This window comes from uncultured Mediterranea sp. (genome assembly GCF_902493215.1).
Classification (GTDB): domain Bacteria; phylum Bacteroidota; class Bacteroidia; order Bacteroidales; family Bacteroidaceae; genus Bacteroides.
The window spans coordinates 93442-113097 of the sequence record NZ_CABUOL010000001.1; the positions used below are offsets into that span (position 1 = coordinate 93442).

15 protein-coding genes are annotated in these 19656 nt (G+C 50.3%); 8 read left to right on the top strand and 7 right to left on the bottom strand.

What is annotated here, in order from left to right; all coding sequences use genetic code 11:
• Positions 1 to 119: 119 nt before the first annotated feature.
• Positions 120 to 1244, bottom strand: a complete 1125-nt coding sequence (dnaN, locus tag RDO88_RS00365; RefSeq protein WP_307757458.1) for a DNA polymerase III subunit beta — start codon at positions 1242 to 1244, stop codon at positions 120 to 122.
• Between the two features lie 175 nt (positions 1245 to 1419).
• Between dnaN and RDO88_RS00370 the strand changes: the two genes are divergently transcribed.
• Complete coding sequence (locus RDO88_RS00370; RefSeq protein WP_307757459.1) at positions 1420 to 1794, top strand: DUF3127 domain-containing protein; 375 nt, start codon at positions 1420 to 1422, stop codon at positions 1792 to 1794.
• A gap of 95 nt (positions 1795 to 1889) precedes the next feature.
• On the opposite strand, the gene RDO88_RS00375 is transcribed toward RDO88_RS00370, so the two are convergent.
• From RDO88_RS00375 to RDO88_RS00400, 6 genes are all read right to left on the bottom strand, one after another.
• On the bottom strand, positions 1890 to 4430 hold the full coding sequence (locus tag RDO88_RS00375; RefSeq protein ID WP_307757460.1) for a TonB-dependent receptor domain-containing protein: 2541 nt from the start codon (positions 4428 to 4430) through the stop codon (positions 1890 to 1892).
• A 156-nt stretch (positions 4431 to 4586) separates the two neighbouring features.
• A complete protein-coding gene (locus RDO88_RS00380; RefSeq protein ID WP_307757461.1) occupies positions 4587 to 5876 on the bottom strand; it encodes a DUF4010 domain-containing protein in 1290 nt (429 codons plus the stop codon).
• Positions 5876 to 6367, bottom strand: a complete 492-nt coding sequence (locus RDO88_RS00385; RefSeq protein ID WP_307757462.1) for a CYTH domain-containing protein — start codon at positions 6365 to 6367, stop codon at positions 5876 to 5878. The genes RDO88_RS00380 and RDO88_RS00385 overlap by 1 nt, the downstream gene beginning before the upstream one ends.
• Complete coding sequence (locus RDO88_RS00390) at positions 6368 to 6502, bottom strand: hypothetical protein (protein WP_307757463.1); 135 nt, start codon at positions 6500 to 6502, stop codon at positions 6368 to 6370.
• Between the two features lie 90 nt (positions 6503 to 6592).
• On the bottom strand, positions 6593 to 9103 hold the full coding sequence (locus tag RDO88_RS00395) for a GDSL-type esterase/lipase family protein (RefSeq protein WP_374043877.1): 2511 nt from the start codon (positions 9101 to 9103) through the stop codon (positions 6593 to 6595).
• A gap of 82 nt (positions 9104 to 9185) precedes the next feature.
• Entirely contained in the window at positions 9186 to 10661 is a 1476-nt protein-coding gene (locus RDO88_RS00400) for a VapE domain-containing protein (RefSeq protein ID WP_307757465.1), read from the bottom strand.
• A 1031-nt stretch (positions 10662 to 11692) separates the two neighbouring features.
• On the opposite strand from RDO88_RS00400, the gene RDO88_RS00405 reads away from it, so the two are divergent.
• The 7 genes from RDO88_RS00405 (at position 11693) to RDO88_RS00435 (ending at position 19282) form a co-directional block, all read left to right on the top strand.
• Positions 11693 to 13480, top strand: a complete 1788-nt coding sequence (locus tag RDO88_RS00405) for an O-antigen ligase family protein (RefSeq protein ID WP_307757466.1) — start codon at positions 11693 to 11695, stop codon at positions 13478 to 13480.
• Positions 13481 to 13492: 12 nt separating this feature from the next.
• Positions 13493 to 13885: a hypothetical protein gene (locus RDO88_RS00410; protein WP_307757467.1), complete on the top strand. Its 393-nt coding sequence runs from the start codon at positions 13493 to 13495 to the stop codon at positions 13883 to 13885.
• 9 nt (positions 13886 to 13894) lie between these two features.
• Positions 13895 to 15070, top strand: a complete 1176-nt coding sequence (locus tag RDO88_RS00415) for a 6-bladed beta-propeller (RefSeq protein WP_307757468.1) — start codon at positions 13895 to 13897, stop codon at positions 15068 to 15070.
• 87 nt (positions 15071 to 15157) lie between these two features.
• Positions 15158 to 15781, top strand: a complete 624-nt coding sequence (locus RDO88_RS00420; RefSeq protein ID WP_307757469.1) for a hypothetical protein — start codon at positions 15158 to 15160, stop codon at positions 15779 to 15781.
• A complete protein-coding gene (gene lepB, locus RDO88_RS00425) occupies positions 15778 to 16536 on the top strand; it encodes a signal peptidase I (protein WP_307757470.1) in 759 nt (252 codons plus the stop codon). Before RDO88_RS00420 ends, lepB begins: the two co-directional genes overlap by 4 nt.
• A 35-nt stretch (positions 16537 to 16571) precedes the next feature.
• Positions 16572 to 18080 carry a transglutaminase domain-containing protein gene (locus tag RDO88_RS00430; RefSeq protein ID WP_307757471.1) on the top strand — a complete coding sequence of 503 codons (1509 nt, stop codon included), beginning with the start codon at positions 16572 to 16574 and terminating at the stop codon, positions 18078 to 18080.
• A gap of 38 nt (positions 18081 to 18118) precedes the next feature.
• On the top strand, positions 18119 to 19282 hold the full coding sequence (locus RDO88_RS00435; protein WP_307757472.1) for a 6-bladed beta-propeller: 1164 nt from the start codon (positions 18119 to 18121) through the stop codon (positions 19280 to 19282).
• The last annotated feature ends 374 nt before the right edge of the window (positions 19283 to 19656 follow it).

Consider the following 19656-nt stretch of genomic DNA (forward strand, 5'->3'; position numbering starts at 1 on the left):
ATTGCGGCCGACAAACGAACGAGTTGACAAGACCCTAAAGTTACGCCGACCAAAGTCCCTCGCCGCTTTACTGTCTTGCCAACTCGCAGGCCTTGCCGGCCCTTATACTACTTGTTTGTTCAATCGTTCAACATCATCGGCATCAGCAACATCAGCAGGTCTTCGTTCTCTTCCTGCTCTACAGGAATGATGACACCCGCACGCGAAGGATCGGCTAGTTCGATAACCACTTCTTCGGCCGAAATGTTGTTGAGGATGTCCAGCAGGAAGGTCGACTTGAAACCGATGCTCATGTCGTTGCCGTCGTACTGGCAGTTCTGTGTCTCTTCGGCAGAAGTGGAGAAGTCAATGTCCTGTGCCGAGATGGTAATCTGGTTCTTGCTCAGGCGCAACTTGATCAGACTGCTGGCTTGTGAAGAGAAGATGGAGACACGGCGCAAGGCACCGATCAGCGACTGGCGGTCTACCGTCACCTTGTAGGGATTGTTCTGCGGAATCACCGAGTTATAGTTGGGATAACGGCCTTCTATCAGACGGCATACCATGCGATAGCCCTCGAGTGTGAAGACAGCATTGCGTTCGTCGAACTCTACGGTCACCTGTCCCTGCTCCTTAGCCAGGAGGTTCTTCATCAGGTTGGCCGGCTTCTTGGGCAGGATAAAGGCAGCCCGTTCGTTGCCGTGGGCAGCCAGCGTCTTGCAACGCACCAGCTTGTGTCCGTCCGAAGCCACCATCGTGATGTCTTCCGTCGTAATGTCAAAGTAGATACCGTTCATTACGGGGCGGAGCTCGTCATCGGCCGTAGCAAATACAGAACGGTTGATGCCGCCCAGCAACACTTGCGCGTCGATTTCCACGCGGACCGCATTTTCGCCCAACATAGTCAGTTGGGGGAATTCATCTGCATTCTGTGCCATCAGGCTGTATTTTCCGTTCTGGTATTGCACGTTGATTTCCAGCGTATCCAGATTGACGTCAAATGAAAGGGGCTGTTCAGGGATTTCCTTCAGGGCATCCAGCAACGTTTTGGCCGTAACGGCAAAACGGCCGTCCGTATCGCTTTCGTTCACTTCGAGCGAAGTGACCATGGTCGTTTCGCTGTCCGAAGCCGTGACAGACAAGGTTCCGTCCTGCAGGTCAAACAGGAAACAATCCAGGATAGGCAATGCGTTCTTTGAATTTATCACACGGCTAACGGCCTGCAAATGACCGGAAAGCGCAGTGCTCGACACAATAAATTTCATATATCCGTAATATTTTGGTTTTTTATTTCATCCAGTTGGAGTTTTCTGCACAAAGTTAACAAAAGAATTTCCTACTGACAAAGAATATGATGAGAAAAACTGAGTGGAATGCTTTCTATATTCCCAAAAAAACGTAACTTCGCCCCATCAAAAATTAGAAAACAGAACAGTTACAATGGAATTTACAGGAAGAATTATTGCCATATTGCAGCCCAGAAGCGGCACATCCAAGACTGGCAACGAATGGAAGGTACAGGAGTACGTGATAGAGAACCACGACCAATATCCGCGTAAAATGTGCTTCGATGTATTCGGAGCCGATAAAATCGAGCAGTTCAACATCCAGATGGGCGAAGAGCTGACTGTTTCGTTCGACATCGACGCCCGCCAATGGCAGGACCGCTGGTTCAACAGTATCCGTGCCTGGAAGGTAGAACGCGTAAGTGCACAAGCCGCCGCACCGGTCCCCGGCATGCCGACTCCTCCTCCGGCTCCTACAGCAGCTCCCGAGTTCCTGAGCGGAGACTCGACCGACGATCTGCCCTTCTGACGACATCAGACAGAGGACATGCAAAAACAAGAATGAGGGTATCCCGACATACGGGGATACCCTCATTCTTGTTTACTTCCGGAGTCATGACGACATCATTCGCCGCCTCCTCCACCAGCAGCGCCGCTGCCACCGCCCGACTTCACATCGTCGTTTGTGATAGTACGCGCAGCCTTCTTCACACTCGCTTTCAGTTCGCCGATGCGGTAGCTCACACTGAAACCGAAACGCACCTGAGGATATTTGTTCCAGCTGTCTTGTATGAATCCATTTCCTTCGATGTGCGAGTCAAACCGATTGTATTTCTGGAAAAAGTTGCTGGCAAAAACCGAGAGCGACAGACGGCGGTTCATGAACGACTTGTTCAGGTTCAGGCTGTAGCTGAAGAAACTGCTACCCTTTCCCTGCAACATAATCCACGGCGTCTGTCCGAATACATTCACACTCAGGCGCCAGTCGTGCTTGAAGGTCTGCTGCGCACCACCATAAGCAAAGAGGTTCCAGCCGTCGTTCTCCAGTCCGTTCGCTCCCTTCAGCTTGGTATAACCGCCGAACAGATTGGCATAGATACGGGTGTTTTTGGTAGCATTCCAGTTGACGTAGGCACTCAGGTTGAAATTATGATTCTTTCCGATATTCTGATAAGTTGTGTAAAGCACATCCTTACCTGTCTTCTTGTCCTCGGAAAGGTCGGGGATGTCATCCTCGGACACAAGGTTGGTAACAGACTGAATGCTGTTGTTCGTAAACGAATAGCGGGCCGACAGATTGATATTGAACTTTTGCGTAAAGTTACTGTAGCTCAAATCGAAAGCATGGCTTTTCTCACTGTCCAGTTCCGGATTACCTTGGCTGAGACTGGACGGATTGCTGTCGTTCAGGTAGGGATTCAGGTACCAGATGCCGGGACGATAGATACGCATGTTGTAGCCCAAACGGAGGTTGGACAAGTCTGTCAGCTTCCAACCCAACGAAGCGGAGGGTACCACATCGTCGAAGTTCTTGCGGAAGTCATCGCCGCGGCCCAACAGATACTTCACATCCTCGATGGTGTGCTCGTAGCGTACGCCCAGACGGCCGGACAGTTTTTTCCACTTCAGGCCATAGCCCAGATAGGCAGCAATGATATCGTTCTGATGGCGGTAGTGCGTACTGTATTCCTCATCGAACACATAGTCCGAATGGTCGGCGGCCGTACGCAGGTAGCGGTCGTTGTCCGAAGAATTGTTGCGCAGGATGTACTTCACGCCCGACTCAATGGTATGCATCTTGCCGATGGGCGTCGTATAATCGGCCTGGAATGTGTGTTCAGTCGTATTCTGGCTGCCGTCGTTGTGCTGATCCTGCAGACGGCGCAGATAGTCGGTCCAGTCTTCATGACCGTAGGAGATGTCGTACTCGGAATAGGAATCCGACGTCTGCGGCCGTGTGTTCACCTTGTAAGACAACGTGAACATCCGTCCCTTCACGGTAGGCGAAAGACGCTGGTAGTCGACACCACCGTCAATGGAGTACCACGACGATTTACTATGATTACCGATACCGTACTTGTAAAGCAGATGATTGTCCAACGGCGAATTACCCACATAGTTGCTACCGCCATTGCTTGTGTTTCCACCGCCCCACAGACCGAACGAAGCGGAGATCAGGTTCAGTGAATCGATTTCGTAGCTGGCCTCCATACTACCCGACTGGAAAGAGCCGTTGCCCTTGCTGCTGCCTTCATAATCCAGATTGGCCACTTCCGAACTGGAGTCCGTAGCCCGTTGCGTACCGCCCGAATAGCTGCGCGGACTGTTGTTGTAATTGTAATTGTAACGGGCACTCACGGTAAACTTACCTTTCTGTACCGTTCCGAACAAGCCTCCGCCTGCGCCACGGTTGCTCACGTTACCGCTCACCGTTACCGTGTAGCCCTCGAATCCGCCACCTTCGGTCACGATATTCAAGATACCGCCCACACCTTCAGCATCATACTTCGGCCCCGGGTTGGTAATGACTTCGATGTGCTTGATGGTATTGGCAGGCATGCTCTTCAGTACTTCCGTCGGGTTGTTGCTCATCATGTTGTTGGGTTTTCCGTTCACATAAACCTTGAACGAGCTGCTGCCGTTCACCTTGATGTTGTCCTCTCCGTCTACCGTTACCAGCGGCACCTTGCGGAGCATCTCGAGCAGGGTATTGGTTTCGGAGTCGGGATCGTCTTTTACATTGTACTCAATCTTGTCGATGTCAGCCTTTACCAGCGGCTTCTGTGCCACGACTTCCACCTGTCCCAGTTCGTTGGACGCGTCGGTGACATACATTGTCCCAAAGTCCACCAACTTCTGCCCGGCCTTGACCGAGAAATTCTTTATGATGGAATTACGCCCCACCGAAGTTATGGTCATAATGAAATCACCGGTTCCCTTCACGTTTTCCTGAAAGCGTCCTTTCATATCCGAAACCATCATTTTCACCGGCTTGTCGGGTGCCGACTTACGTGCCACACGAATGGTAGCGTATGGTTCTCCCTCCTGCGTCAACGAATCGAGCAGGATACCTTTCAGCTGAAAAGTGGATACAGCTGAATTTTGTGCCACTGCCAGCACGGATATCAGACATATCCACAGCAGCACGGTTGTTCTCAATTTCATGCGTTTCCTTTTTAAGAGTTGACTATTCTTGTTTACATCGTATCAGACGCCGCATGTGCCCTAAAATCACAAACGGCCTGACAAAAATAATTGCTTTTCCTATAACTACGACTGTTTCGGAGTTAAAAAAGGTTAGTAAGAAGAAAGTATGGAGAATTAAAGCAGATAGAAAAGAAGGAGAAGAACCAGATTGACACCAATGACCGCCCCAAAGCCGCGCAGCATCCAGGGACGCAAAGCGCTTTTTTTCCCTGCAAAGAACAGGCCGTAGCACATGTTCACGGCAATGTTACTGATAATAGCCTGCATGCTGCATGCCGTAATCACAAGTGTAGCTACTCCGCCGGTACCCTGCAACAGGTTCAAGATAAAAGGAGTGATGTCGCTGAAACCCGAAATGAAGGAAAGCAGGGTCAAACCACCTGTACCTGCATACATCAACGTATAATGGGTAGCCACCGTAAAAATAACGAAAAGCACGGCAAATATCAAGGCAACCTTGAACTCCAGCGGATTGCTGCTGTCTTCTTCCTCAACTTCTCCCGTCACGGGAGCCGGACGTTTCGTATGCAGATACAAGGCCACTCCAGCAGCCACCACAGCCATAACCAACAGATACGGATAAATCGCTGCCAACGTTGCCTGACTGAAAATACCGATCAGTATCAGAAAACGCAGAAACATCATGCTGACCGCCATCAGCATGGCAGCAACATACTCGGGCGCCTCTTCGGCCGTAGCCGTACGGCTCTTGCGTGCCAGCACGGAAATGGTGGCCGTACTGCTGTACAATCCGCCGATGATGCCGGACACCAGAATACCCGAACGGTGGAACACATAGCGACGCAACAAATAAGAAAGATAGGATATACCCGAAACAACCACCGTCGCCAGCCATATCGCATAAGGCGTCAGGTTGATGCCGGGTATCAGATTTGATTTGGGCAGCATGGGCAGGATGATTCCACTGATGGCCAAAAACTTGGCAAGCGTCGTCATCTCGTCGTTCTTCATGCGCTGCGCCAGTTCGGTGAAGGTATGCTTCAGCTCGGTAAAAAGCAGAACGGTCACCACCACCATCACATAGAACCACGAAGGCTGGGTAACCACAATCGGTGCCAGACAGTAGGTAATGAGAGCAATGACAATGGTTGTGACACCGAAAACATGATACCGCGTCTGCTTCACATAGTAATTCAGCGCCAGCAGCACTCCCAACACCAGTCCGCCGCCCATAAAGAGCCTATATTCCGTCGGGTCAAGGATATACAGCAGATAACCCAGAATACCGATGAACGTAAAAGTACGGTCCGTACCGAAGAGCGTAGTCTCCCCCTCGCGCTTCAAGCTGATTCTCCGCTGTGAAAGCCCGATCAGTAAAGAGAACAAGGTTACCAGCACAAAGGTAACCAGCTCTTCCGGCAGGTATTGATAGATTTGCTCCATTATCTGTCACCATCCGTTTGCATCTTCCATTCCGCATACGGATGCTTCATCAGTTGTGAATTGTAGTAACGAACGTCGCCTGTCACTTCCCGACCGATGAAACCCGGTTTCTCGAAAGACTCCGTTTCCGAAGCAAGTTCCACTTCGGCCACTACCAGACCTTCGTTCTCGCCGTAAAACTCATCCACTTCGAACACATGCCTGCCACTGCGCACCAGATAGCGTGTTTTGTCTATCACACCCGGTTCGCAAAGTTTCATCAGCTCCTGTGCCTCTACGAGCGGGATTTCCTTTTCCCACTCGTAGCGGCTCATGCCTGCTGCATCCGAAGCTCCCTTAATGGTAAGATACCCTTGCGTATCGCGAATCCTGACGCGTACCGTCCGACCCCGCGCACTGCATATGTATCCCTGTACAATGCGGCTGCTGGCAAAGGCCTGCGACTTGTATTCTCCGTCGACCAGGAACTTCCGTTCTATTTCTTGTCCCATTCAGGCCAGGTAAGCAAAGGCTACAATCATCAGGATGGCCAAAACAACGGCGGCCACGCCCAGACCAATCATCACCCGCTTGCCCTGCTGTTCTTCTCTACGGGTATGCATCACTTTTTTTTCTTTCTTTCCCATAATATGTCCTTCATTTAAGTTCAACGTGTAACAAAGTAAGAGAGAATTTGGGAAGAATGCAAGCGAAACGGAAAGAATTTTCAGAACCGTTTAACGATTCACCACAAAATTCCGTATCCAGCATCCCGTTTTCTCCCCTTTGGTCATCCGCAGTTTCAAGGTATGTTTCCCGGCAGGCAGTTCGTCTTCCAGCATGAATACCCACGGCAGATATACGCCGTTGCTCCACTGGGTATGCGTATCCAGCTTCTTCCAGTCAGCGCCGTCCACACTGTATTCGATGACTCCGGCCGTGGGGCCTGATACACAGAAAAGCCCGACCGCACGTCCTTCAAAGTCCAGACGCAGGGAAGCGCCCGCCTTTTCGGCCACCAACATGGGAACATGGACAAAACCTCTGCGGGCTTCCACATTTTTCTCTTCCGGCGTCCAGTCGTCCACTTTCCGGAATCCCTTCAGCGAAGCAGCCTGGTCTATCCCTACGAAACATCCTTTGTCATAGTTGAAAGCATCCAACGGCCTCTCCGGCAAGGAATGAGGTCCCGGTTTCCATCCGGCCTTTTCCTGTTGTTCCGCATCGAACAGGGTATTGATAGCCGCCGCATAATACTTGTGGCCGCCCCACGCCGGATGCGTTCCGCCAAACTCCTTCCAGGTGAACTGCCCGTCCTTCATGCGGGCAAAGATTTCCTGAATCAGGTCGATGGAAGAAAGACCGTAATGATTGGCCACCCGTTCGTGGTTGAGCACCACATCGGGACGCCGGCCCGCTTCGGCCATGTCTATAAAGGGATCGTAAATGAAATGCAGCATGACGATATCCATCCGGGGATTCGCTTCGAGGGCATGCCGCACGATGCCTTCCATGCCTCTGACCTGCTCTACAGGTCCGAAACCGTTGGTATGGTCGTTGACCGCTGCCTCCACGAACATCAGGTCGGGCGTTCCCTTTTGCAGCACGTCGTTCTCCAGCCGGAAAGCGTGGGGCGTGGAGCCCGTAGAACCGATACCCGCTTCGATGAACGTAAATGCCGTTTCGGGGAAACGTTGCTTCAGGTCTTCCATCATCATGTTGTGCCAGCCTCTCATCTCGGTAATGGAACCGCCCAGGAAGGCTACCGTCCCTTTCTTTTCCCGCTCAAACTTGGAGAAGGCATTGGCCAGCGTTCCGCGCCGCACGATGCGTCTGTACTTCGCCTCACCGCTCTGATAGCGTTTGATGAAGTCCACCACCGCTTCCGGCTGTTCCAGGCTGTGGGGATGATGGTCGCAACCGGGCTTCAGAATCACTTCCACCACGCCGCCCATCGACGCGTACCGGTCACGGAGCCGTTTCATGTTCTCCTCGTAGGGCACCACCTGGTCGCTGTCTCCACAGACTGCCATCACGGGTATCCTGTATTTGGCCAGCGTCGGAAGAGCCTGGAAAGCATTTCCCTTGAAATCGGAGGTCACTTCTTCGTCCGTCACCTTCCATTCCGCCAGCATGTCGGCCCAAAGATCCTTCCGCTCCCTACCCGGCCAGCTCGAAAGGTCGCACACCGGCGCGTCCACATAGACACAGGCTACCCGGTCGGGTCGGTGGGCCGCCCAGTTCAATGCTACCAGGCCTCCCCGGCTGAATCCTTCCAGTGTCACTTTGGGTGAGAGGCCGAAACGACCCACCATCCGGTCGTAGAACACATCGCCCAGCCGCATGGCCCGCGGACTGCCGTACAGATGAGTCAGGTCGTAGTAGGCCACGTGGAAACCTTCCTTCAGCAATGCCACATCCACCGCGGGGAAAGCACCAAAGAAGGCAGGCCGCCAGATCCAAGGCTTGCCGGGAGCCGCCTTTTGCGGAACAACCACAATCGCCTCCCTGCCCGCACAGACAAAGTCATAGCGGTCGTAACCGTTCCATGCCGACTTCTTGCCGGGGAAAGCCCCCGATGCCTCCACCTCGGGGGCCGGTTGTTTGGTAATGCAAGTATATAGTGTCCGGGCCATCACCCGCGAACCTTCCGCATCGGGATGCACACCGTCGGGGAAACAGCGGGGATAGTAAGGTTTCAACGCCTCGTGCAGGTCGAGTATCTCCGCCCCACTACGACGGGCCACCTTGCGGATGGCGGGAATCACATCGCGCACCAACGTCTCCTCGTTGATGGACTTGCCACCTTCCGGCGCAGGAACCGGCAGGCAGAGGATGACTCTCGGACGGGTTTCCAACGTCTGGAACGAACGGACCAGTTCAGCCAGGTCGTGTTCAAATTCTTCCTTGTGCGCCCAGTTCCACGGCTTTGTGTCATTGGTACCCAACTTGATGGTCACGATATTCGGAGCGAAGTCCAGTGCCTCGGTATAGGCCTGCTCACGCATGTAAGGATGGTCCCCCTTCTGCAACGCCGTTCGCCCGCTGATACCGAAGTTCCGCACGTCGTAGCCCGTACCCAACAATTGTTCCAATACTCCCGGATAACTGTCCCTGAACGGATTCTGCAACCCGGCTCCATACGTAATGCTGTTGCCGATGCACGCCACGCGCACAGGCTCTCTCTCGCCGGCTCCCCATACGGCCACCGACATCAGGCACAGCAGCAACGCCATGCCCCATTTCATGTTAAATCGTATCATAAACTTGTGATTATTTTTTAGTCAGATGCAAATCTACCATACTTTACGGATATATCCAAGCCTATTCTCACCTTTTTATTTTCACCCAATACCCGTTGCCGTACCGTGTATGTACCCGCCTCCCCATCTGCGCCAGCAGGCGGCTGAACGCCGTACACGAACAATCCTTCAATGCCGCCGGATTCTTCTTCTTCAACACGGCGTAGATGTCTGCCGCCGACATCAGATGCGCACCTTGTTCGCCCGCCTCGGCCAGCTCGAAGCAGCTGCCTATCAGTTCTTCAGCGGGTGTCACGCGGTAGAACGGACGGTTGTTTGCCTGGATTTCCGCTTCCTCGGCCTTGCTGAACCAGCAACGCTCGCCGTTCTTTAGTTCATATAAGAGCTGGGCGTAAAGCTGGGCATGGTCAACGGGGGTGGTGCAATCGATGGGACGCTCCACTTCCACACAGATGAAGCGGCGGCTGCCCGAGAGGTCGGTCAGCAGGTCGAGGCGGTTGCTGGTGCCGATGAAGGAGGCGATTCTCGGCAGGGCTTCCGCCGAACGGCGGTAGGCACGGCGTACCCGCAGGTCCTCCATCTGCATCAGGTTCTTCAGCTGGGGCATACGGCTGGCAGGCAGGCGGTCGAACTCATCAAGGTTGATTAAGCCGTAAGAGGCCAGTTTGTTCTCCGCCGACGAGGCGTTGGTCAGGTCGAAGCTTTCGGTGAAGTAATCACGCAATTCCTTGGGCAGCAGCAGGCGGCAGAAGGTGGACTTGCCCAGGCCCTGCGTGGTGCTGACGAGGAGCGGGGCCACGCTGTTGGCCCGTCGGCCGCGGTCGCCCGTGCCTGTCCATTGGGCCGTGACGGCCAGCATCCAGCGGTGGAAGGAACGTATCCATACGTCCTTGTCGGAAACACGCTTCGCCAGCTCATCCACCCGGTCCTTGCCATCCCATTCAGGTAAGCTTTTGAAATACAGGTCAAAGGGATGATAGGCCTGCACGTGGTCGGACTCCACGTAGCGTTTGACATCACGGTCCCAGCAGTCCACACCGTCCTCCATCGCGCCGAGGGCGATGCCGTTCAGGGTACGGTTGTCCACGGGTGTATATATAAGGTGGTGGGAGTCGTCCGCAGCCTCCGTATTCAGGCGGGCGCACTCCGTGCGCTCCGTCAGCAGGTTGTAGCGGAAGGCGTAGTGCAGTTTCAGGTAGCGCGAAAGCCGTTGCATCATCCGCCGCTGCTTCGATTCCTTTTTGTCCTTTTGTTCTTCTGTCTTATTTTCTTCTGTCGTGTCGCCGTCCTCTATCCATTCCACCGCCTCGTTGTGTCCGTTCAGGCTGAAAGTCCGTCTGGCAGGCTTTTCTGTCTGCGGTTTCCAGGTGAGGCGGACGGTGAACTCGCCGTCGCCGGTAATGAGGAAGGCTTCACCCTCCGGCAGGCGGGCGCAGAGCTGGTCGAGGTTCGAAAGCAGCTCCTTGCAGGAACTGGCGGGAGCAGGCAGGTCTGCCTCCCGACGAGGGGTAAACAGGTTTCTTAACTGATAAATCAGATTCATAAGCGGATGCGTTTTATTTCCCGTAAAGATACAACATTTCGAGACCTTTGTCAAGACCTCCGGAGGCTTCACGGAGTGCCTTTAGAATCTTTTATATCTTTCACCGAGTATGAGCGGTGTGGCTCGGTGAAGTTTCACTACAACACACTGATTATAAGCAACTTGTTGTGAAAGCGAAGAATACGGATATTCATTTTCAATTCTCAATTCTCCATTCTCAATTCATGAACCTTCACACCTTCACCTCATCCTTCACAAAATCCATCTCATTGACAGCTGTTTAGAGACTGTGAAACTGTGAAGGCAAAAGAAGCATATCGAAAGACTTTTACCACAGATTATCCGAATCTGACAATCAGAACTTCAGAAACAATCTGTGTGAATCCGGGTAATCTGTGGTGAGTTCTGATGCGTTCCCGTTTTTCCCAGCCCAAACCATCCGTTCAAGCTGGGAAAAGCAATGCTTTAAGCCGGGCAAAGCGTTGGTTTAAGCTGAGTAAACGGTTACTTTGCCCAGCTTAAACAACTACCTACATTGGCCCGACAACATCCATAGTTAGCGAAATAACATTCATAGTTAGCATGCACAAGATGGTATCTTATACACGATAACATTCCTTGTTATGGAGCAAAAGCGGGGTTGTTGGGAAGGGAATAAACTTGCTGGTATGTAACGTTCCTTCCTCTCCACCCGAGGTGTTTCCTGTAAAAACATGTTTCTTGACATATTTACAAGAAAAATCTACAAAACGTTTGCTTTTTACCTTTTTTCTGTTGAACTTTGAAACAAAATTATAACAATAATGAAAAAACGCTATGTCATAGGAACACAAATGAGGAATTGTACCTTCAGCCTCTTGCAGACATCAACAGTCCCCTTCCTTTCTACCAGTATTTCATTGTGTAGCAGACTTTCTACCGTCCGACTCAAATTCCCTTTATAAACTTCCTGTTACAATGTGGCAGGAAGTCTCCATTCTCTCCATTTTCATAGATTGAAACATCAAGTCAAATACCTGTCTTTTAAAAGTATGCAGCAGTATCTATTATCCCGTCTTTGGCCTGCGTCGGTATCCTTGATACTATGCGGTGCCCTGTGCAGTCCGTTTGTACCTTTCGCCATCAACGACTGCTATTTCCGTCTGTTTCCGATGGCCGTCGGGACAGGACTGGCCTGCGTGACGGCTCTGATACTTGCGTTGAAGTTCCGTAGCGGCACCTTCCGTTTCACCTGGCCGGACGGACTAGTTACGGCGGGAGTGGCCTGGTACTTGTTACGCTATGACTATTCGCTCCACCTAGCGGACTGGAAGGTCATTTATGCGGCGTTGTTGTGGCTGCTGTGGTGGGCGGCGAGAATCATGTTTTCCCTCTGTCCGGATGTCCGGGAATACCTGCCCGTCTGCCTTTCGCTGTTGGGATGCCTACTGGCGGGATGGGGCATGCTGCAACTGTACGGATGGGCCAATCCCGGCCATCCGCTGTTCCGCATCACCGGGCCGTTCTTCAATCCCGGCCCTTACTCCGGCTACCTGGCCCTGCTGCTTCCCATATCCCTGTATGGTGCCTTGACCGCCCGCGGATGGCTCCGCTCCCTACACGTCCTGTCTATCCTGTCCATGATTTGCATCCTTCCCGCGGCTATGAGCCGTTCGGCGTGGATAGCTATCGCCGTCAGCCTGCTGTGGGTGGCGGCCATGCGGCAGGGATGGTTGGGGCGGTTGCGGGCATATTACCGGAAACATCCCCGCAAGACGGCGGGCTGGGTGGCGGCGGGATGTGTCGTTATTGTGCTTGCAGGTACAGGCCTGTTCCTGCTGAAAGCCGACTCGGCCCGTGGGCGGCTGCTGATCTGGAAGAACACCTTTCGGGCCGTCAGCGAACAGCCTATTGCGGGGTATGGCGTGGGGCGTTTCCCATCCGTCTACGGTCGGGCGCAGGCGGACTATTTCGCTTCGGGACAGGCCACGGACACCGAAAAGCGCGTAGCGGGATACGTGGAATATGCTTTCAACGACTACCTGCAACTCGCCTTGGAGGGCGGTGTGGTGCTGTTGTTGCTGGTGCTGGGCTGGGGAGTACTTGTCTTCCGTTCGGGCATGAGAATGCGTGAGTACGGCGTATGCGGTGCCTTGCTGGCCTTCGCTATCTTTGCGCTGGCTTCTTATCCGTTACAGGTGTTGCCGTTTGGCATACTGGTCGTGGTATGCGGTGCCCTTTCTGTATATCCCCATTCTTGTAAGCATTCCCGATATGCTTATCCGAAAACGGTTGCCGTGTCTTTGCTGGTTGGCATGGGTGGAGGTGTGGCTATGTGGCAACTCGGAAAGGTGCCGGAAATATACAGGTATTGGCAAGGTGCGGACATGTTGTACCGCCAGTCGGTTTATGACGTGGCCGCTAAAGAATATCGGGGGCTGTATTCCTATTTGAGCGGGCATGCGGCTTTCCTGCGTAATTATGCCAATGCGTTGCAAAAGGGAGGCCGTACACTGGAAGCATGTCGTATATTGGAGCGGGAGAAAATGGTAAGTTGCGACCCGACGGTATGGAATGTCCAAGGGCGGTACTATCAGGCAGCAGGCCATTACCGGGAAGCGGAAGCGTGCTTCCAATATTCCCTGCAACTGGCTCCCGAACGGATATATCCTTATTATCTGCTGACCAAACTGTACTTGGAAGAAGGTTTTCTGAATAAGAAACGGGCGTTGGAGATGGCTCGTATTGTATTGACCAAGCCTCCCAAGGTGGATTCCAAGGCTGTTGAAAAAATGAAAACAGAGATTTCATCTCTATATAATCAAATTATTAACCAATAAAAAGTTACGATTATGAAAAAACTTTGGAAATGGACGGCAATTATCGTCGCCGTAGGTGCAGTAGCACTGGTGAATGTAAAAGTTGCTTTGGATGCCAACGAAGCAAACGAGTTGCTCATGCAAACGGTACTGACGTTTACTGAAAACGGAGGGACCGAAAGCGGAGGTGGAACTGAGAGTAATAATAATGGAGGAAATCCATTCTTTTATGAACACCGTCTTGGTGAACCTAAAACTTGTACGCTATACAAATATATCAGTGTAAATGGTAACATTATTATTAGTACGAATGGTAATGAACAACTAGGTGCTGAGTATACTAAAATTTCACTTGATGGGTTGTATGAGAAATGTCCTGATAAAGGAAACGGTTGTACAGTATACTCTTGCCGTCAAACTCCTTAACTTTTCATCATGAGAAAGGATATTGTTTTCATATCGTTGCTCACTCTCTTCATGATAGGGTGTAGCGACAAAAAGAATAACAATCTACAGGATGTTACTCCAATCGTCATTGATTGGAGTAACATCTCCAAGGAGATGGATTATTCCTCGTGGGTAGAAGATAGTGTACTGGTGGTTCCCCTGGAAACGAGGGACGATTGCTTGATTGGTGAAATCTCCAATCTAGTCTATCAAAACCATCGGATTTATATTGCGGACGGCTTAAGTAAAGCTGTATATGTTTTTGATGAATCAGGGCATTTATACTCTAAAGTTAGAGCAATAGGGAACGGTCCAGAAGAATATCTGGAAATCTCGGCTTTTTCAGTATTGAACGGTCGTATGTTCATTTATGACAAGATGAAAGAAAAAATCTTTATATATAATGACGACGGTCAATTCTTGTACACTAAAGATGTTTCTAAAATATGGGGAAGAGAAATGTTCTTTCAAGGAAACGATCTTTATCTGTTTAATAGCAGTAGCCGTACTGACATGGGCTACTACTCCCTGTTCAAACTAGATACGGAAGAAGGTAAAGACGAGGCAAAAGCTTCCTTCCCATTTGAATACCAAGAAACAGCTGGATGGAGTATTAATAGATATACCAGTGCAGTAGAAAATGAAGTATTGTTCACCATGTGGCCTTATGATATGCTGTATCTGCTGAAAAACGGTATTCCCCGGCCTGTCTATAAAGTGGATTTCGGGAATAGGCGTTTGCCGGAACAATATATTAAAGCCGATGGAGTAACTGCTTTAACAGCTGCTATACGAGACAATTACATTACGGGGATAGAATGGATTGGATTATCTAGTTATTATATTTTGTTTTCATGTCATGACAAAGATGGGGACATTGTCATTGTGTATAATAGAAAAACAGGGGAAATTGCAATCACTCGTAAATTGTATAATAGCCAATTAGGAGAATTTGTTATAAACCCCATACGTTCTTATATACAAAATGGATATATTGTACAATCCCAAGAAATAAGTTCTTGGGTTATTGGAGCCCGATATGGCCATGTTAATTATGATGATTATGAATTTCATTCGGAACATACTAGATCCCTGTTCAAGAAGTTCCAGCAGATGGACGAAGAATCCAATCCGGTTATCATTATCCAGAAGTTTAAAGAATAAACAAATGATATCAGGCTGTTGCACGCTTGCTCTTTTTTATCAGTACGGGAACGACAGCCTGATATTTTTTTCAATGTAAAAGTTACTATGACAAAAAGGGAGATACTAATTGTCAGTCTGATTTCGTTCTTGTTGTTGGGAAACCTGTTTCAATATTACGTATCCCAGACACAAAGCAAACGGTTCGTCAGTGCCATAAACGAAATCAAACAAAAAGCAGACCAGGAAAGTGGCAGACACCAATTCGATTCGTTTGAATTGAAAAACGACATACAATCCTATTTGCGGAGCGACGGACTGAGCCTTCCCCCCGGTACGATGGTCTATGATGCGGATACGGACACGGCTATCCGGCTGCAAGACCTTTTATCCCGCAAAACCCTGCTTGTAAGGATATCCCAAGCCAACTGCATGGTTTGCTTGGATGTGATATTGCCGTTGCTGAACAAAGTAGACAACCAATCTATTATCTTATTGGCGGATTACACCAACAAGCGGTTCCTTAAGAAAATCAAGGAAAACCATCACATCACTTATCCTTGCTATCGCATCAAAAAACTCTTTCCGATCCCTATGGAAGAGTTGAGTGTGCCGTATCTGTTCATTACGGATAAAGACATGCAAATAGAATGCCTGTACGTCCCACATAAAGAAATGTTGGACGAGGTCGAAAAGTGCTTTGAGATTATGACAGACAGATTATCCGTATGACCGTAACCGAAAAAATCAGAAAGAGAATAAACTGGCCACAGTTGAAGCGTTTGGCCTGGAAAACCTTTTATGTGTTTTTCAGCCTCTTCGCCCTCTTCCAGCTCTACATCCTGGCCCGCCTGTACCTGTTCGCCTCGTGCGTCATCCCCACCTGGTCCATGTCGCCCACACTGATTCGCGGGGACTACCTCATCGCCTCGTTACAGATACCGGGGCGGCGGGAATGGCAGAAAGACGGACAGGGAGGATACACCGTGCAGCGGAAAGAGGGGCAGCGGGAAGTGAGGACAGGCGACGTGGTGGTGTTCAACTTCCCCTACGCCCGGAGCAAGGAACGGATGACGCTGTGTAACGACCTGTTCTACTGCAAACGGTGCGTGGCCACGCCGGGACAGGAGTACGGCTGGTGGTGGAAAGGGCGGAGGCGCAGCCTGTACCTGCCCGCCAAGGGGGACGAGATTCCGCTGGACAGCACGGCCTGGAAGGACTACCGCCGCTGCATCGAGTACGAGACCCGGCAGACACTGTCTTTGCGGGGCGACACGGTACTACTGGGCGATTCCGTGGTCCGCACCTACCGCTTCCGGCACGACTACTACTTCATGCGGGGCGACAACTTCCACGATTCCTACGACTCCCGCTTCTGGGGGCCGCTGCCCGACGACTTCATCCTCGGCGTGGGGCAGTTCATCTGGTTCTCCCGCAATCCCGACAGCGGTGAGATACGGTGGGAGCGGATGTTCCGAAAACTTTGAAAGAATCGTATAACCAATCCTAAAAGGAGATGCACATGAGAAAACTTTGGAAGAACTTACTCGGATGGATGGCCCCGGCTCTGCTGGCCGCTTCCTGCGGTCTTTCCCATCCCGACCGGCTGGAAACGGCCTTGGAACTGGCGGGCGACAACCGCGCTGAACTGGAGCAGGTGCTCCGCCACTATGCCGGTGACTCCCTGAAGCGGGAGGCTGCCCGCTTTCTGATAGAGAATATGCCTTATCACTACGGACGAAAGCAGTATTACGCGGCACCGGGCCGGGAAAACATCCGGCCGGACTTCACCACGTTTGCCACTCCGGAGGAGGTGAGCCGCTATCACGACTCCCTGACCGGTGAAGGATACCAACCCCACACGGAGGTGAGGATGGACGTGCGGGCGGTGGACAGCCGTTTCCTCATTGATCACATCGAGGCCGCTTTTCGCATCAAGGACAGGCCATGGGTGCGCGAAGTGCCTTTTGATATCTTCTGCGAATACATCCTTCCCTACCGGGCACAGACGGAAGAATTGTCATCGCTGCGCACCCGGATGCAGGAGCTTTTTCTCCCCCTGCTGGATTCGGCCGGCGTGAAAACGCCGCTGGAAGCCTGCCTGCTACTCAACGACAAGCTGAAGGAGGTAATCAGATACGGACACCCTAACCTGCCTCTCTATCCCAAGGTGGAGGAAACCTTGCATTTCGGCCAAGGGGAATGTGATGCCATGTGTGACCTGGGCGTAACCGTCATGCGGGCTTGTGGCATTCCCGTATCGGTGGAGCAGACCATTTGGCCTAAAATGGATCTTGGACACAAGTGGTGTGCTGTCTGGAATCAGGGAACCTTCCATTGTTTCGGGCCGGGCGAGAAACAGCCGGGAGAATACAGAGAACACCTTGCCGAAGTAACATGCCTGCGTCCGGTCAAGGTGTACCGTTCCCGTTTTTCACCCCGCAAAATAAGTTTGCCTGCTAAAGATGACGGTTACACCACTTATCTGAAGAGTCCCCTGCTTTACGATGTTACGGGTGAATATATCGACCGCCCTGTGTCCATTCAAGTGGCGGCTGACAAGGAAGTCGGGCGAGGAAAAGAACTGATTTATCTATGTATTTACAACCATTATAATTGGGTTCCTGTGGCCATTGGCGAGAGAGAGGGTAGAGATTGCCGTCTGGGAATCACTGCCGGGGATAACATTTTTCTCGTCATGCACGCGCCGGACGGGAAACGGTTGCGCAGCCTGACAGCTCCTTTTTATGTCGGGTGGAACAATGTAATCCACAAACTGATACCCGACACTTTGAACCGACAGACATTCTGTTTCCCGAAACGGCCCAAGAAATTGGAAAGTCTGTACACTTTGCATTATTGGGATGTCGGGGCAGATGAATTTGTTCCGCTACAAGCTTCGGAAGATACCCGGACCTCCCAGACTTATGATAACATTCCCCGTAATGCCCTGTTGTGGTTTACCATACCTGAGAAGATTCTCAACCAACGTATTGCGGTTATCCGGGACAGCCTCTTGAATTACTATTAAACAAGAGAGAATGTATGAATTGGTTAAATATATCGCCTATGCGTAAACTGACATTCTGCATATTTGCATGTATGTTGTTCTTTACCGCTTACAGTTGTAAGGAACAAGGGGGCCATCCGTCTGCCGAAGGGGAGACAATCATTTTTTCAGGTAAAAAAAAGAGCATAGTTGACACTGCTTTTTTTGCACGTAGCAGTCTGATTCCACTTGAGACGACTGATGATGCACTGATTCGCAAAATTGATGCAATTTGCATTGCAAATGACACGCTCTTTATTTTAGACCGCTCTTTGAAGAAAATCTTCATCTACGACAAAAAAGGGAAATTTATACATGTCATTCAAGATATAGGCAACGGGCCTCATGAATATGCCTCCATTACAGATATCTGTGTTGATAAGGATTTGTTGGTCGTATTATGTGACATTCCTTACAAAATCATGAAATACAATTTTCGGGGGCAGTTTGTCGAGGAAGAAAGTTTACCGAACTATTTCAGTAACATAGCTGTGATAAATGACAGAGTGTATCTATATGAAAACGGAAGTTTGGGCAGGCAGAAATTGGGAATTTATAATGAACAGGATCAAAACTTGAAAGAAATTCCATTCCCTAAGGGACGATATATTAAGGCCGAACAGGAGGGAGTCGGGTACAGTTTCGGTAGTGGACGATTATTGACGGCTTCAAGAAACCTTTTGTTTACATGTCCTTTGAACTATACCATCTATACCGTAGAGCAAGATATGCCTAAAGCTAAATACACGATTGACTTCGGTGAAAGGGAAATTCCCCAAACGTTATTGGAACAAAACATCAGCCCCAAAGATTTTCTGGATATGATAGATCGGGAAAAATACATACATAGCATGGGGAATGTCGTAGAAAACGATTCCTACTTGATGTTTCAGACAAATCCATCTGTTTTCCTGTTGGACAAACAGACAAAGGAGTTGACGGAATGTTTTATGATAACAAACGGAGTGTTGGGAGGAGGACACACCGGCTATCTGGCTGTCAACGGGCTTCCCATGATTGCACAAGTTCATAGAGCTTCCATGTTCAAAAAGAACATAGACAACCTCATCAAATATAACATATTGCCTAAAGGCAAATTCACAGACGAGTATCTTCGTGTGTATGAGAACCTCGACGAGGAAGACAATCCGATACTCTGTTTATACGAATTGCCTCACAAATAGGAATATACATTTTGACGTGTTACTATTTACCCTTAGGACTGAAAACGCTGAATTTCATAACGATAGTTTGTGGTAAAGATTGACAAATAAAAGAATAAAAGGACATCCGTCTTTCTATCTTTGCTTGTCTTTTTACCACAGACTATTGACTGATTTACATTTGGAACCATAAGACATGATGAAATCCTTGATTTATATCCTGTTAAGTATCCTAATCGCATGTGCGTCTTGCACATGGTATTTGTTTTTCAAACAAAACAAAATATTGCATAGTATTCAAAAGGAGCTTGCATTCTGCCAACAGAAAGCAAAAACGGAGACATATAACGGCCAAGCAATGAAGAGTGTAATAAATGCCGCAATAAAAAATAATG